We start from the raw sequence: 15,226 nt of genomic DNA on the forward strand, positions 1-15,226 counted from the left end.
GCGTCGTCCTTCGCAAGCGCGCGCCGCATATGTCGAGGAGGCGAGCATGCGCGAGCATCGTGAAGTCAAGACCGAGGTCCTTCGTGACCGCATTCTGCAACTGGAATCGGAACATGGCGATCTGGACCGCCTGATAGACAGGATGTCCGACACCCCGGACTATGACGATCTCGAACTGCAGAGGCTGAAGAAGCGCAAGCTCAAGGTCAAGGACAACATCCTCCTGCTGCAACTGCAGCTGGACCCCGATTCAACGAAGACTTCGGACGGGCACGCCTGATTCCGGGTCCTGGCAGGCGCCGGGGCGCGGCAGTCGGCGCGTTGCGCCGTTCCGGACCGAGCAGGAACCGCTTGCCTTGAATTCAACGACCGTTTCCCGTTCCCGGCCCGCGCGCGAAGGCGGCGCGCCGGAGGCCGACGCGCGCGCGGCGCAAACAGCCGCTGCACCCATGTTGAGCGCCCGCCGCGCCGCCGAGCTCGAGGAGCTCTTCGCGGCCGACGGCTTGCTCGCCCGCGAGATCGACGGCTATCGCCCACGCGCTGCCCAGATCGAAATGGCGCGCGCGGTCGCGGCCGCAATGGAAGCCGCCGCGCAATCCCTGCCCGATCCCGCGGCGTTCGAACTCCAGTCGCGCCCGGCGCGGCGGGTCGAGCGTGGTGCGCCGGCGCAGCCCGCCGCTGGGGAAGCGGCGCGCGCCGCAGCCGAGAACGGCGACAACACGCTGATCGTCGAGGCGGGCACGGGCACGGGCAAGACCTATGCGTACCTCGTGCCGGCCATGCTGTGGGGCGGCAAGGTGGTCGTCTCGACGGGCACGAAGCATTTGCAGGATCAGCTCTTCGCACGCGACATCCCCACGGTGCGCGACGCCCTCGCGGTGCCCGTGAGCGTGGCGATGCTCAAGGGCCGCGCCAACTATCTGTGTCACTACTATCTGCAACGCACGGCCGACAACGGCCGGCTGCCGTCGCGCCAGGAAACCGCGTATCTGCAGGAAATCGTGCGCTTCGCAAAGATCACACGCTCGGGCGACAAGGCCGAGCTCGCGAGCGTGCCCGAGACGGCTGCCGTCTGGTCGATGGTCACGTCGACGCGCGATAACTGTCTTGGCCAGGAGTGCCCGCATTACAAGGACTGCTTCGTGATGCAGGCGCGCCGCGAGGCGCAGCAGGCCGATATCGTGGTGGTGAATCACCATCTGTTCTTCGCCGACATCATGCTGCGCGACACCGGCATGGCCGAACTGCTGCCGAGCGCGAATACGATCATCTTCGACGAAGCGCACCAGCTGCCCGAAACGGCAACGCTCTTTTTCGGCGAAACGCTCTCGACGGCGCAGTTCCTCGAGCTCGCACGCGATTGCGTGGCCGAAGGCCTGAGCCACGCGCGCGACGCGGTGGAGTGGGTCAAGCTCGGCGCGGCGCTGGAACGCGCTGCACGCGACGTGCGGCTCGCGTTCAAGGAAGATTCGCTGCGGCTGTCGATCACGCAGTTGCCCGAGGATCACCCGCTCTTCGATGCCCTCGACGCGCTGCAGACCGAACTGGGCACGCTTGCCACGGCACTTGCGGGGCAGGCCGAGCGCGCTGAATCGATCGGCGCGTGCCTGCGCCGCGCGCGCGAGCTGCAGGGCATCCTCGCGGGCTGGACCGCGCCGCAGGGCGCCGCGCCAGCGCGCGAAACACGCAAGGCCGACGCGGACGGGCAGGACGACAACGCGCACGCGCCGGACGACGCGGACGAGAAAGTCCGCTGGGTCGAGGTGTTCTCGCACACGGTGCAATTGCACGAAACCCCGCTTTCGGTGGCGCCGATCTTCGCCAAGCAGCGCGCCGGTGTGCCGCGCACGTGGGTCTTCACGTCGGCGACGCTTTCGGTGCGTGGCGACTTCACGCACTACGCGGCGCAAATGGGCCTGAGTTCGCGCCGTTCGATGACGCTGCCGAGCCCGTTCGACTATCCCACGCAAGGGCTGCTTTACGTGCCGCGCAACATGCCGCAGCCGTCGTCGCCGCAGTTCACCGACGCCGTCTTCGATGCGGCGCTGCCGGCGATCGAGGCGTCGGGCGGCGGTGTCTTCATGCTATGCACGACGCTGCGTGCCGTCGACCGCATTGCCCAGAAGCTGCGCGACACGATCGAGGCGCGCGGCTGGAATACGCCGCTGCTCGTGCAGGGCGACGCGAGCCGCACGGAACTGCTCGAACGCTTCCGTGCCTATGGCAATGCGATCCTCGTGGGCAGCCAGAGCTTCTGGGAAGGCGTGGACGTGCGCGGCGATGCGCTCTCGCTCGTGGTCATCGACAAGCTGCCGTTCGCGCCGCCCGACGATCCAGTGCTGGCGGCGCGCCTCGACGCGCTGGCGAAGAAAGGTCTGAGCCCGTTCGCGGTCCACCAGCTCCCGCAGGCGGTGATCACGCTCAAGCAGGGCGCGGGGCGATTGATTCGCGCGGAAACCGACCGCGGCGTGTTGATGATTTGCGACACCCGTCTCGTCGACAAGCCGTACGGACGACGCATCTGGCAAAGCCTGCCGCCGTTCAAGCGGACCCGGGAGATCGAAGTGGTGCAGGCGTTCTTCGAAGAGAAGAACGGGCAGGCGGGGGAGCCTGGCGAAGCGCATTGAGTTTCATGCGCGCCGCATAACAAAAAAGCCACGAACGTGAGTTCGTGGCTTTTTTGCTTGCCCGCCGTATGTCTGAAGCGCGTTTGACGCAAGCAGCAGACCGTACGGCGATTCGCTGCGCTGCCCGCCGGGACCGAGGCCCCGGGCGAGCGTCGCGCGAACGCAACTTACTGGCTTGCGCCCGAAGCAGCAGCCGGAGCCGAAGCGCCTGCGTCCGAAGCAGCAGCGCCAGCGTCCGAAGCAGCGGCGGTAGCCGAAGCAGCAGCGTCGCTCGCAGCAGCAGCAGCGCCCGAAGCAGCAGCTGCCGAATCCGAAGCAGCAGCAGCCGGTGCCGAAGCAGCAGCAGCATCGCTAGCCGGCGCAGCAGCTTGATCGCTGCTCTTGTTGCACGCAGCAAGTGCAACAGCTGCCAGCAGGGATGCTACGAGGAGGGATTTCTTCATGATCACGTCCTTTTATGGTTAAAGGTAAGCAACAGCGCAAAATAATACCGGTAAATGTGCCCCAACACCGACCTGAGCCGCTGGTGGAGACGCACTGCAAGAGCGTGAATCTTCCCTACGGCCTGGCCGGAAATTATAGGCACTTTCGTATCGACCGTCGACAAATCCGGGGACAATACGTTGTCTTTCTCATACAAGCACTATTTTAGTACGGTATAACAGTCCGAAGCGCTTAGGCAAGCACCCCGGTCCGAATCCAGCCCGCACGATACCACTCGTGTAGCAACGCTGTCACACACGAATCGTGTGAGAGTGTTACAAAGCGTTTCCCGTCCATAGAGCGCCTGTCGGCCAGTGCCGGCAGCCACTTTCTTGCCTCTTTGAGCAAGTACTGTTCCCCATTCAGGTAATACGACCGCGAATCGTAAAGCAGGATCGTCCTGCGGTCGAGTGTTATCCCGCTTTTTGCCGCTTGCGCAACGAAACGGGCTTCGTCGAGCGGTTTTTCGGGGGCGTCGAACACGACATTTGCTTTCGGTTCGGACAGCCACGAGCCCACGAACGAGGAGACGTCGGCGTCGCTCCAGCGCACTTTAGCAAGCACGCCGCCGACACGCTCTACGAGTGCCGGAGGAAGCTGCGCGGGCTGCGCCACGGCCGGCTGGTCGGGGTCGCGGTACAGCGTGGGCTTGCCGTTGCCGTCATCGGCGCCGCGCTCGGCGAGCCAGTAAAGAAACTGGCTCGTCAATTCGTTCGTGGAAGGAGAACGAAAGCCGATCGAGCAAGTCATGCATTCGCCTTCGGCGATGCCATCGTGGGCGATATGCGGCGGCAGGTACAGCATGTCTCCCGGCTCCAGCACCCACTCTTCTTCAGGCTCGAAGTTCGCGAGAATCTTCAGCGGCAGGCCTTCCTGCAGGGAGAGATCGCGCTGGGCGCCGATGCGCCAGCGGCGCTTGCCGTGCACCTGCAACAGGAAGACATCATACGAATCGAAGTGCGGGCCGACACCGCCGCCGTCCGATGCGTACGAGATCATGAGGTCGTCGAGCCGCGCGTCGGGCGCGAAGCGAAAGCGCTCGAGCAGGGCGCGCGCGCGATCGTCGTGCAGGTCGGCACCCTGCACGAGGAGCGTCCACTGGCGGGTCTTCGGCGTCGGCAGGTCGTCCGGCGAGAACGGGCCGTGCTCGAGCGCCCAGCGGCGGCGAAAGTGTGTGACGAGACGTGACTCGACATCTTCGCTGTCTGCGAGCGCGAAGAGGGCTTCGCGCGAGAGCGGCGCTTCGATGTCGGGAATCGCCTGGCGGATCAACAGCGGCTTTTTCTGCCAGTATTTGCGCATGAACTGCGCCGGCGTCAGGCCGCCCAGAAGCGGCGTGGCAACATCGGGCGCGGGGCATGCCGGGGGGAGGGAGGCGCGCCGCTTGCGCGCGTCCACCGGGTGGTCTGGGGACCGCTTCGGCATCGTATAATGTGGTCTGTAATCTGGAGGATCGAATGAAAATTGCAAAGGACACCGTCGTGTCGGTCGCTTACAAGCTATCGGATGCGCAGGGCAATCTGATCGAGGAAAGCGACGAGCCGATGGTCTATCTGCACGGCGGCTATGATGGCACGTTCCCCAAGATCGAGGAAGTGCTGGACGGGCAGGAGCCGGGCTTCGAGACCCAGATCCAGCTTGAGCCGCAGGACGCTTTCGGGGAGTACGATCCCGAGCTCGTGAAGATCGAGCCGCGCAACCGCTTTCCCGAGCCGCTCGAAGTCGGCATGCAGTTCGAAGGCACGCCCGAAGAAGGCGACGAAGATCTCGACACGCTCATCTATACGGTCACGGATGTTGCCGAAGACAAGGTCGTGCTCGACGGCAACCATCCGCTGGCGGGCATGGCGCTGCGTTTCGCGCTGACGGTCAAGGAAGTGCGCACCGCCACCGAAGACGAAATCGAACATGAGCACGCGCATGGCGCGGACGGCCTCGAAATCATCGACGAAGACGAAGAAGACGACGGCGACGAAGGCGCCTCGAAACCCACCCTGCACTAAGCGCCGCTCAATGCGCGAAGCCGCCTGACGCCGGTGCGCCGGGCGGCTGCAGCTGATCAGGCGGCTGGCCATTGCCGCTGCCGTTTCCACCCTCCAGGCCGTTCTGGCCGTTCGCATCGTTCCGACCATTTAGTCCATTCTGGCCACCCTGGGTGGGCCACGCCGGCATCAGCACGCCGTTGCCGGCCGGCGGCAAGCCGGGCGGCACGGCGGTTCCCGATGCGCCAGGCGTCGCAGGCGCGACGTCGGGCGACTGAGGCATGCCGGGAATCTCGGTCACGTCCGGCATCGACGATACTTCGGGCATCTCTGGCATCGCCGGCGACGATCCCGCGCCGGGCGTGTACGGCGAAGGCTGCGCGGGCAACAGCGGCAGATGCTTCGGTACATCGCGCACGCTCACGCGCAGCGGCGTGCGGCGCGCCATGTCGGCGTCCACCTGCAGCCATTGCGTGAGCGGATCGCGCAGTGAGAACGCGATGCGCGTAACGTTTTCTATCTTTGCGCCCTTGTCGTTACGCAGCGGCTGATCGATCGTGAAGCCATGCGCGAGCTTCGAGTCGTCGGCATTCACGACGATGATCTGGCCGCGGAAAATCTCGGCGAGCTTCACGAGGCTGCGGCGCAACTCGAGATAGCCGTCGCGCGGTGCGCGGTGAAAGCGCAGCCACGCGAAGCGGTCGGGACGCTCGTAATGCTCGGGCATCGCGTTGCCTTGCATGAAGATGACGATCGCGCGCGCGTTGCGGCGCTTCGCATATTCGGCCGCATGTTCGAGCCAGAAGCCGTTGGCGATCACGCGGTCTTCGAACTCGCCGTTGCGCCCGCCCGCATTGAGATAGTGATTGTTGCCGTCCGGCACGTTCAGCCCGATGAACACGGTGTCGCCGAGTTGCCAGCGCACGTTTTCCCGATACGGCCGGAAGCGCGAGACTTCACTCTCGCGCGTGAGCGTCAAGGGGGTTTGGCCGAGCGCGTTGGGATCGGAGAAGAAGTTCTGGCGCAGGAAGTCGAGTCGCTCGGCGGGATCGTAGGCGCCCGAGCCGTTCATGCCGCAGCTGACCCAGTCGCGTTCGCCGGGCACGAACACGAGCGGCGCACGTGACGCATCGAGCAGGTCGCGACGCTGCTCGTAAAGATGGTCGGCACAGGTTTCGTGTGCGCCTTTGAGATTGCCGTCGTAGACCGTGAACGCGATTTGCGGATCGCGCCCGATGGCGTCGATGAGTCGCTGCGCCGACGCCTCCTCGGACTGCGAGGTGAGCGCGTTCGCCACGACCGCGAAGGCATAGCGCGGCGCCTGCGCGAACGCCGCGAGCGGCGAACCCAGCGAAGCAGCCAGCATCAACGTGCACGACGCACGGCGCATCATTTTCAGATAGCGCGAGCGGGGACTGCCGCGGCCCGCCGGTTGCGGCGGCCGCGGCGGCGTCGCGAGGCGACGCTCAGCGTTTGGCGTCCGGCGCCGTGGCCAGCTCATGCAGTTCGTACAACAGGTCGAGCGCGTCGCGCGGGCGCAGTTCGTTTGGATCGAGTTCGCGCAGCCGCTGTGCGACGAGTGACGCGCCACGATCCTCCTCGACCGGCGCGGCGCGATCTTCGACGATGGGTGCATCGTCCTCATACTCGGCGGCGGGCGCGGCGAACAGGTCGAGTTGCGGCGTGGGCTGCCCCGCCGATTGCTGCTCCAGATGCACGAGATGCTTGCGCGCGGCGCGGATCACGGCGGCAGGCACGCCCGCGAGCTGCGCGACCTGCAGGCCGTAGCTCTGGTTCGCCGGGCCTTCCTGCACCGCATGCAGGAAGACGATGCCGTGGCCATGCTCGACGGCCGAAAGATGCACGTTCGCCGCCTGCGCAAATTCGGCCGGCAGTTGCGTGAGCTCGAAGTAGTGGGTGGCGAAGAGCGTGTGGCAACCGTTGTGCGCGAGCAGATGTCGCGCGATGGCCCACGCGAGCGCGAGGCCGTCGAACGTCGACGTGCCGCGCCCGATCTCGTCCATGAGCACGAGGCTTTGCGGCGTGGCGTCGTTGAGGATGGCCGCGGCTTCGGTCATCTCGACCATGAAGGTCGAGCGGCCGCCCGCGAGGTCGTCGGCGGCGCCGATGCGCGTGAAGATGCGGTCGATCGGCCCGAAGCTCGCGCGCTTTGCCGGCACGTAGCTGCCCACATAAGCGAGCAGGGCGATAAGCGCGGTCTGCCGCATGAAGGTCGATTTACCGCCCATGTTCGGGCCGGTGATGAGCAGCAGCTTGCGCTCGGCCGAAAGCAGGCAGTCGTTGGCGATGAACTGCTCGACCTGCGCTTCGACCACGGGATGGCGGCCTTGCTCGATCTCGATGCCGGGCGCCTGCGTAAACGTGGGCGCATTCCAGTCGAGCGCGCGCGCGCGTTCCGCGAACGCGGCCAGCAGGTCGAGTTCCGCGAGTGCGGCGGCCACGCGCTGGCAATCGGGAATGAACGGCAGCAGCGACTGCAGCAGCGCGTCGTAGAGCGCCTTTTCGCGCGAAAGCGCGCGTTCCTGCGCCGACAGCGCCTTGTCCTCGAACGTCTTGAGTTCCGGCGTGATGTAGCGCTCGGCGTTCTTGAGCGTCTGGCGACGGCGATAGTCGTCGGGCACCTTGTCGGTCTGGCCGCGTGTGACTTCGATATAGAAGCCGTGCACCTTGTTGTACTCGACGCGCAGATTGCCGATGCCGGTACGCGTGCGCTCGCGCGTTTCGAGGTCGAGGAGGAACTGACCGCAGTTCTCGGAGAGGTCGCGCAGTTCGTCGAGATCCGCGTCGTAGCCGCGTGCGATCACGCCGCCGTCGCGCACCATAGCCGCCGGTTCCGGCGCGACCGCGCGCTGCAGGAGCGCCGCGCACCCGGCGGGCGGTTCGAGCGCCTCGGCAATGCGCGCGAGCGACGTGGCCGCGCCGCTGGCGGCGACGACCTGTTCGCGCAGCGCGGGCAGCGCCGCGAAGGTGTCGCGCAGGCTCGACAGATCGCGCGGGCGCGCGGAAAGCAGCGCGAGGCGCCCGGTGATGCGCTCGACGTCGGCGATCTGGCGCAAGGCGCCGCGCAACGTATCGACGCTCGCTTGCGGCGGCGCCTCGAGCAACGCGCCGATGGCCTGCTGGCGCATTTGCGCGAGCGCCGCTTCGCGCGGCGGGTGATGGAGCCAGTGACGCAGCAAGCGGCTGCCCATGGCCGTGCTGCACGTGTCGAGCAGCGAGCAGAGCGTGGGCGATTCGGTGCCGCGCAGCGTTTCCGTGAGCTCGAGGTTGCGGCGCGTGGCCGGATCGAGCCCGATGTATTCCGATTCGGCTTCGACCTTCAGGCTGCGCACGTGGCGCAGTTGCTGGCCCTGCGTGGCCGCCGCGTAGAGCAGCAGCGCGCCCGCCGCGCCGCACGCGCTCGTGAGCGTTTGCGCACCGAAGCCGTCGAGGCTCGCCACGTCGAGCTGGTCGCACAGGCGTTGCTTGCCCGAGCCGACATCGAAGTGCCAGGCAGGCACGCGCGTGAGCGCGCCTGATCCGGACGGTGGTGCCCAGGCGGCGGTTTGTGCCGGCATTTCCGCGACGAGGATTTCGGCGGGCCGAATGCGCTCGAACGCCGTGGCGACCTGTTCCGGCGCGACTTCCGCGAGGCGCAGCGCGCCGCTCGCGAGATTGAGCCACGCGAGGCCCACGTTGACGGTCGCGCCGCGCCGGTTGTGGCCGGGGCAAACGGCCATCAGGTAGACGTCGTTCTTGTCGGAAAGGAGTGCGGCGTCGGTCAGCGTGCCGGGCGTCACCACGCGCACTACCTTGCGCTCGACCGGGCCCTTGGAGGTGGCCGGGTCGCCGATCTGTTCGCAGATCGCCACCGACTCGCCCAGCTTCACGAGCTTCGCGAGATATTGCTCGACCGCGTGATGCGGCACGCCCGCCATCTTGATCGGATTGCCCGCCGAGGCCCCGCGCTGCGTGAGCGTGAGGTCGAGCAGGCGCGCGGCCTTCTCGGCGTCTTCGAAGAAGAGCTCGTAGAAGTCGCCCATGCGGTAGAACAAGAGCGTGCCCGGATGGTCGGCCTTGATGCGCAGGTACTGCTGCATCATGGGGGTGTGTTGCGCGATGTCGGCTGCGCTTGCGGTGTGTGTAGCCATCCTCGGTGTCTTGCTAGGGGTTCAGGGCGTGAGTTTAACGCGCGCCGATTGCATGTAAAGCCAGCCTTTCGGCTAACGCCGTCACGCGTGCTTCCGTCATTCGTCGACCAGCGCCAGCAGGTCCACGGTGCGCGCGTTTGCCGCACTGTGCCGCATGGCGAGCCAGATCATCGTCGAAACGAACAGGCCGAACACGACGATGATCCACTGCACGGGGATCTTCGCGGTGAGCAGCAGCGCATATGCGCCGAGCATGAGCAGCACCGCGAGATTCTGGTTGAAATTCTGCACCGCGATAGAGTGACCCGCCGAAAGCAGCGTCGCGCCGCGATGCTGGAGCAGGGCGTTCATGGGCACGATGAAAAAACCGGCGAGCACGCCGAGCAGCACCATCAGCGGGTACGCGAAAAGCAGATAGAAGGGCACGATGAATGTGCCGAAGCGCACGCCAACGCCTTGCGGAAAGAGGCCTTTGCTGTAGAACGCCATGCCTGTTGCCACCGCCCCGCACAGCACGCCCACGGGCAGCACGCGCAGCGAGGCGCGCAGCGACACCCATGCGGCGGCCGCGCCCGCGCCGAGCGCGATGCCGAGTCCCGTCACGCCCTGCATCACGGCGGCTTTCGAGAGCGAGAGTCCGAGATTCGCGTCGGCCCACTTGAGCACGAGCAGTTGCAGCGTGACCGCCGCGCCCCACATCAGGGTCGTGACCCAGAGTGCGATCTGCGCGAGCTTGTCGGTCCAGAGCACGTTGAAGCTATGCGTGAAATCGCCCATGAGACGAGCCGGCTCCCGGAGCCGGTTCTCATAGCGCGCGCCCGTGTCGGGAATGCCGATGTTGATGATCGCGGCGAACACATACGTGATCATGACGGCGAGCATCGCAAGGTCGGCGGCCGAATGGATCGCCGGCCACGGATGACGCGTGACGAAGCGGTCGGCGTATGTCGAAACGAGTGCGCCGCCCATCATCGTGCCGACGATGGTGGAAAGCACCGTGGCCGATTCGAGCCACGCATTGGCGGCGATGAGCTTTTCGGCCGGCAGCAATTCCGTCAGGATTCCGTACTTTGCCGGCGAATAAGCCGCCGCGCCGAGGCCGACCACGCCATACGCGATCATCGGATGCACGCCCGCGATCATCAGCAGACAGCCACACGCCTTGAGCGCGTTCGAGACGAACATCACGTGGCGCTTTTGCAGGGCGTCGGCGAACGCGCCCACGAAAGGCGCGAGCAGCACGTAGGAGATCGTGAAGAAGATCTGCAGCAGCGGCGTCACCCAGGCGGGCGAAGCAATCACCGTGAGCAGCGCGATCGCCGCGATGAGGAGCGCGTTGTCGGCGAGCGACGACACGAACTGCGCGGCGATGATCGTGTAGAAGCCTTTTTTCATCGGATGCGTGCGTGGTCCTCTTGCAGCCGGGCGACGGGCGAAACAAAAAAGCGGCCGAAGCCGCTCGCTGCGCATGCGTGGGCCAGGCGTGAACTGGCGCGCGCTCTGCACGCGTCGCGGTGGAACAAGGCGTGCACCGCGACGCGCATGGGCGCTTACGCCGCCTTGGGCACGCGCGTGTACTTCGAGAGGATCGGCACCATCTGCGCGTAGATCTTCGGATTGCCCGCGACGACTTCGCCCACGTGCAGGAAGTCCGAGTCGCCCGTGTAGTTGCCGATCAGGCCGCCGGCTTCCGTCACGAGCAGGCCGCCCGCAGCGACGTCCCACGGGTTGAGGCCCTGCTCGAAGAAACCGTCCATGCGGCCGGCGGCGACGTTGGCCAGGTCGAGCGCGGCCGCGCCCGGGCGGCGCAGGCCCGCGCACGCGTTGGTCATTGCGGCGAACAGCTCGCAGTAGCTGTCGAGGCCGTCCTTTTCGCGGAACGGGAAGCCGGTGCCGATCAGGCCGTCTGCGAGACGGTCGCGGCGGCCCACGCGGATGCGGCGGTCGTTCAGGAACGCGCCGCGGCCGCGCGAAGCGGTGAAGAGATCGTTGCGCGTCGGGTCATAGACCACGGCCTGCGTGACGAGGCCCTTGTGTGCGAGCGCGATCGAGACGCAGTAGTACTGGAAGCCGTGGATGAAGTTGGTGGTGCCGTCGAGCGGATCGATGATCCACTGGTACTCGGACTCGTTCTCCGACTGGCCCGATTCCTCAGCGAGGATGGCGTGGTCGGGGTAGGCGGCCTTGAGCGTTTCGATGATGGCGGCTTCAGCCGCCTTGTCGACTTCCGTGACGAAATCGTTGTGCTGCTTCTTCGCGACCTGCACGAGGTCGAGGTCGAGCGACGCGCGGTTGATGATCTGTCCGGCGCGACGCGCGGCCTTGACAGCGATGTTGAGCATGGGATGCATGAGCCAGGATCCTTGTTGTCCGGCGCTCGCGAAGGCTGGATGCGCGCCGGTGGTGCAAAAGATTAAAGCGTCTAACGATTGGACAGGGCGCGGGCCTCGAGCGGACCTGCGGAACCTGTCCCGTCAACGGAGACGAATTGGATAAGAGCGGGGCGCGGCGGCGCTGCTGGCCAGCGACTTGCCGGGCGCCTGGCGGGCAGCAACACGGCTGCACGATTCGCCCGACGCGCGCGAAAGCGCCATTTTACCCGAGTATCGGCGTTTCCATGGCTTCTCCCGGGCAGGATATCGGGATTTCTATGGATAGGACGTTCGGTCAGCGCGCCCGCCCAGGCAACGTGGCGCACGGCGGCCATGCGCGGCAGGACGTGCATGAGCGCGCATCGCCGCGGCGCCGGGCGCGCTAACATAGACATTTCAATATCCTTTTCGCGGTTAGAGAACCATCTTGGCGCACCCCGATTCACCTGATTCCGACGCAACTTCCCACGCTACGGCGCCGGCTTCCGGCGACGCCCACGAGCCGCTGCGCGGCGGCTTCACGTCTACCCGCTTCGTGCTCGTCGAGCCGAGCCACCCCGGCAACGTCGGCGCGGCCGCGCGCGCGCTGAAGACCATGGGATTCTCGCGCCTCGTGCTGGTGGCGCCGCGCGTGCCGCAGGTCCACTGCGACCCGGAAGCCGTGGCCATGGCGAGCGGCGCCGACGACGTGCTCGCGGCTGCCCACATCGTGCCGACGCTCGCCGACGCGCTGGCGGGCGTGCAATGGTCGCTCGCGCTGACGGCGCGCACGCGCGAGTACGGGCCGCCGCCGGCAGCGCCGCGCCAGGCGGTGCAGGACGCCTGCCGCCAGGCCGTGCACGGCGGCGACATCGCTCTCGTGTTCGGCAACGAGCGCACGGGCCTGTCGAACGACGACGTCGAGCGCTGCAGCGCGCTTGCGCATATCCCGGCTAATCCCGCCTATAGCTCGCTCAATCTTGCCCAGGCGGTCCAGGTGCTCGCCTACGAGCTGCGCCTCGCGTACCTCGGGGAGAGCGCACCGGCCGCCGCACTGCCGGCGGCGGGCGGAGCGGGCGGCGCCGCCCAGCCTGCGGCCGGGTCGCCGCTCGCGACGAGCGACGACATCGAGCGCATGTACGTGCACCTCGAGAACGCGCTCATCGCGCTCGAGTTCCTCGACCCCGTCAATCCGAAGAAGCTGATGTCGCGGCTGCGGCGGCTGTTCGCCCGCTCGGGGCTCGAGCGCGAGGAGGTCAATATCGTGCGCGGCATCGCCAAGCACATCCTCCTGCTCAAGGGCAAAGGCGACGGCAAGGGCGAGAACCGCTGATCCTCTGCGCCGGCGCGGCTGCGCTCGCCGGCATCCAACCTTGCCGCCGACGGGGGCTTCCGACCTCGAATCGGCTTTGCGCCTACAATCGGCTGAAAACCGGCGAAAAATTCATAAGCAAATGCGCGCGGCTGCAATAGCCGCTGCGCCGCTTGCGCGTGCGCTGCGGCGTCGCGCGGCCGCCATTCCCCGTGTTTCACCCGTTTTTAGCGTGACTGCCATGTTCAAGAGACTTCGCGAAGACATTGCCACGATCCGCGAGCGCGATCCCGCCGCCCGCAGCGCGTGGGAGGTCCTGACCTGTTATCCGGGTCTGCACGCGCTCGTGCTGCATCGCTTCGCGCATGCGTGCTGGCTCGCGAAGCGCCGCTGGCTCGCGCGCTACGTTTCGCAGATCGCGCGTTTCCTGACGGGCATCGAGATCCATCCGGGTGCGACCATCGGCAGGCGCGTGTTCATCGATCACGGCATGGGCGTCGTGATCGGCGAGACGGCCGAGGTGGGCGACGACTGCACGATCTACCAGGGCGTGACGCTCGGCGGCACGTCGCTCACGCGGGGCGCGAAGCGCCATCCGACGCTGGGTCCGGGCGTGATCGTCGGCGCGGGTGCAAAGGTGCTCGGCGGCTTCACCGTGGGCGCCGGGGCGAAAATCGGCTCGAACGCCGTGGTCGTGAAGCCGGTGCCGGAAGGCGCGACGGCGGTGGGCAACCCCGCGCGCGTCGTCGCGCCCGCGAAGACCGCGCCGGTGCAGGTCAAGCCGGCCTCGGCGCGCGAGGGCTTTTGCGCCTATGGCATCACGCCCAATGCCGACGACCCGGTTTCGCTCGCGATCCACGGCCTGATCGACCACGCGGCTACGCAGACGCAGCGCGTCGATGCGATCGTCGTCGCGCTCGAGCGGCTCGGCGCGCGACTCGAGGCGCTGCATGGCGCCGATGCGGCGCTCGCCGAATTGCGGCGTCTGTCCGAGGGGCTGGAATGCGGCGGCCCGCAAGCCGAAGCGTCGAGCCGCGAAGACGAGAAGGCGCCTGCGCGCGTTTGAGGCATGGCGCCCGGCGGGTGCTAAAAGCGAGGCGCCAAAAGCGCGGTGCTAAAAGTAAAAGCGCCGCACTTCAGTCCAGCGGCAAGACCCTGAAGCCTTCGGCATCCACGCGCAGATAGCCGCCGCGCGGCTTGCCGTGATCGAGATCCCAGTCGGGCAAGACCCAGCGCGTGCCGCCGGGCTCCTGGTGGCGCGCCGGCCGGTGCGTGTGGCCGTGCACGATGGTGTTCGCGCGCGCACGCTTGAAGAGCGCCGCAACGCCTTTGACCGTGACGTCGTACTTCGGCAGGCGCGGGCCGCTGCGTTTGTTCTCGCTCGCGCGGCGCGCCCGCTCGGCGATCGCACGCCGCCAGCGAAACGGCCACGCCAGAAACAGCAACTGCACGAGCCGGTTGCGCGCGAGCTTGCGAAAGAGCTGATAGCCGTGATCGTCGGTGCACATCGCGTCGCCGTGCGCGAGGGCGAGGCGCGTGCCGAACGCGGTGATCGCGATGGGGTCGGGCAGCCAGATCGCGCCCGCGGCTTTCATGAAGCGCTTGCCCATCAGAAAGTCGCGGTTGCCGTGCATGATGTAGAGCGCGATGCCGCGCTCGGAGAGCGTATGCATCAGCGCAGCCATGCGCGCGGGGAACGCATCGGTGAGCATGTCGTCACCGATCCAGTATTCGAAGAGATCGCCGAGTATGAACACCGAGTCGGCCTGATCGGCCGTGACCCGGATGAAGCGCTCGAACGCGGCGACCGTACGCGGAATCCCTTCGTTCAGATGCACATCGGAAATGAACAGAAACGGACGAGCCGCGTGCGGGCGCTTGCCCTCGCCGGGCACGCCCGCGGCAGCGTGTCGTAAAGCCTTTTCCTGCAGCATCGATGAAGGGGGGCGTGAGAGTTGTATGAAGCTTACTCGACGACGACAGCCTTCTCGATCACGACGTCGTCGACCGGCACGTCCTGATGGAAGCCCTTCGAGCCCGTCTTGACCTTCTTGATCTTGTCGACCACTTCGAGGCCTTCCACGACCTTGCCGAACACGGCGTAGCCCCAGCCTTGCGGCGTCGGCGACGAGTGGTTCAGGAAGTCATTGTCGGCGACGTTGATGAAGAACTGTGCCGACGCCGAATGCGGGTCGTTGGTGCGCGCCATGGCGATCGAGCCGCGCTCGTTCTTCAGGCCGTTGTTCGCTTCGTTTTCGATCGGCGCTTCGGTCGGCTTCTGCTTCATGCCGGCGTCGAAGCCGCCGCCCTGGATCATGAA

The 15,226-nt window shown here is 66.6% G+C and carries 12 protein-coding genes; 5 read left to right on the forward strand and 7 right to left on the reverse strand.

Annotated elements, in window-relative coordinates; all coding sequences use genetic code 11:
- Positions 1–46 precede the first annotated feature (46 nt).
- Entirely contained in the window at positions 47–280 is a 234-nt protein-coding gene (locus tag AB4Y44_RS37285; protein ID WP_028204122.1) for a DUF465 domain-containing protein, read from the forward strand.
- Between the two features lie 76 nt (positions 281–356).
- Positions 357–2,627 carry an ATP-dependent DNA helicase gene (locus AB4Y44_RS37290; protein ID WP_368702299.1) on the forward strand — a complete coding sequence of 757 codons (2,271 nt, stop codon included), beginning with the start codon at positions 357–359 and terminating at the stop codon, positions 2,625–2,627.
- Between the two features lie 675 nt (positions 2,628–3,302).
- On the opposite strand, the gene AB4Y44_RS37295 is transcribed toward AB4Y44_RS37290, so the two are convergent.
- Positions 3,303–4,535, reverse strand: a complete 1,233-nt coding sequence (locus AB4Y44_RS37295; RefSeq protein WP_368702300.1) for a cupin domain-containing protein — start codon at positions 4,533–4,535, stop codon at positions 3,303–3,305.
- 32 nt (positions 4,536–4,567) lie between these two features.
- Between AB4Y44_RS37295 and AB4Y44_RS37300 the strand changes: the two genes are divergently transcribed.
- On the forward strand, positions 4,568–5,113 hold the full coding sequence (locus AB4Y44_RS37300) for a peptidylprolyl isomerase (RefSeq protein ID WP_342921414.1): 546 nt from the start codon (positions 4,568–4,570) through the stop codon (positions 5,111–5,113).
- 7 nt (positions 5,114–5,120) lie between these two features.
- Here AB4Y44_RS37300 and AB4Y44_RS37305 read toward each other — a convergent pair whose 3' ends face one another.
- From AB4Y44_RS37305 to AB4Y44_RS37320, 4 genes are all read right to left on the reverse strand, one after another.
- Positions 5,121–6,458, reverse strand: coding sequence for a hypothetical protein (locus tag AB4Y44_RS37305; RefSeq protein ID WP_368702301.1), 1,338 nt, complete (start codon positions 6,456–6,458; stop codon positions 5,121–5,123).
- Between the two features lie 100 nt (positions 6,459–6,558).
- Positions 6,559–9,243 (reverse strand): DNA mismatch repair protein MutS, encoded by a 2,685-nt coding sequence (gene mutS, locus AB4Y44_RS37310; RefSeq protein WP_368702302.1) that lies wholly within the window; start codon positions 9,241–9,243, stop codon positions 6,559–6,561.
- A gap of 96 nt (positions 9,244–9,339) precedes the next feature.
- On the reverse strand, positions 9,340–10,638 hold the full coding sequence (lplT, locus tag AB4Y44_RS37315; RefSeq protein WP_368702303.1) for a lysophospholipid transporter LplT: 1,299 nt from the start codon (positions 10,636–10,638) through the stop codon (positions 9,340–9,342).
- 155 nt (positions 10,639–10,793) lie between these two features.
- The gene (locus AB4Y44_RS37320) at positions 10,794–11,594 is read right to left on the reverse strand and encodes an inositol monophosphatase family protein (protein WP_342921410.1); all 801 of its coding nucleotides are present in this window, start codon (positions 11,592–11,594) and stop codon (positions 10,794–10,796) included.
- 526 nt (positions 11,595–12,120) lie between these two features.
- Between AB4Y44_RS37320 and AB4Y44_RS37325 the strand changes: the two genes are divergently transcribed.
- Positions 12,121–12,927 carry an RNA methyltransferase gene (locus tag AB4Y44_RS37325; RefSeq protein WP_342921426.1) on the forward strand — a complete coding sequence of 269 codons (807 nt, stop codon included), beginning with the start codon at positions 12,121–12,123 and terminating at the stop codon, positions 12,925–12,927.
- Between the two features lie 220 nt (positions 12,928–13,147).
- The gene (gene cysE / locus AB4Y44_RS37330; protein ID WP_342921409.1) at positions 13,148–13,972 is read left to right on the forward strand and encodes a serine O-acetyltransferase; all 825 of its coding nucleotides are present in this window, start codon (positions 13,148–13,150) and stop codon (positions 13,970–13,972) included.
- A 70-nt stretch (positions 13,973–14,042) separates the two neighbouring features.
- Here cysE and AB4Y44_RS37335 read toward each other — a convergent pair whose 3' ends face one another.
- Positions 14,043–14,840 (reverse strand): UDP-2,3-diacylglucosamine diphosphatase, encoded by a 798-nt coding sequence (locus tag AB4Y44_RS37335; RefSeq protein ID WP_342921408.1) that lies wholly within the window; start codon positions 14,838–14,840, stop codon positions 14,043–14,045.
- 32 nt (positions 14,841–14,872) lie between these two features.
- Positions 14,873–15,226, reverse strand: a 354-nt coding sequence (locus AB4Y44_RS37340) for a peptidylprolyl isomerase (protein WP_368702304.1), incomplete at its 5' end; no start/stop codon positions are given.

It is taken from the genome of Paraburkholderia sp. BR10937 (assembly GCF_040965695.1).
GTDB lineage: Bacteria > Pseudomonadota > Gammaproteobacteria > Burkholderiales > Burkholderiaceae > Paraburkholderia.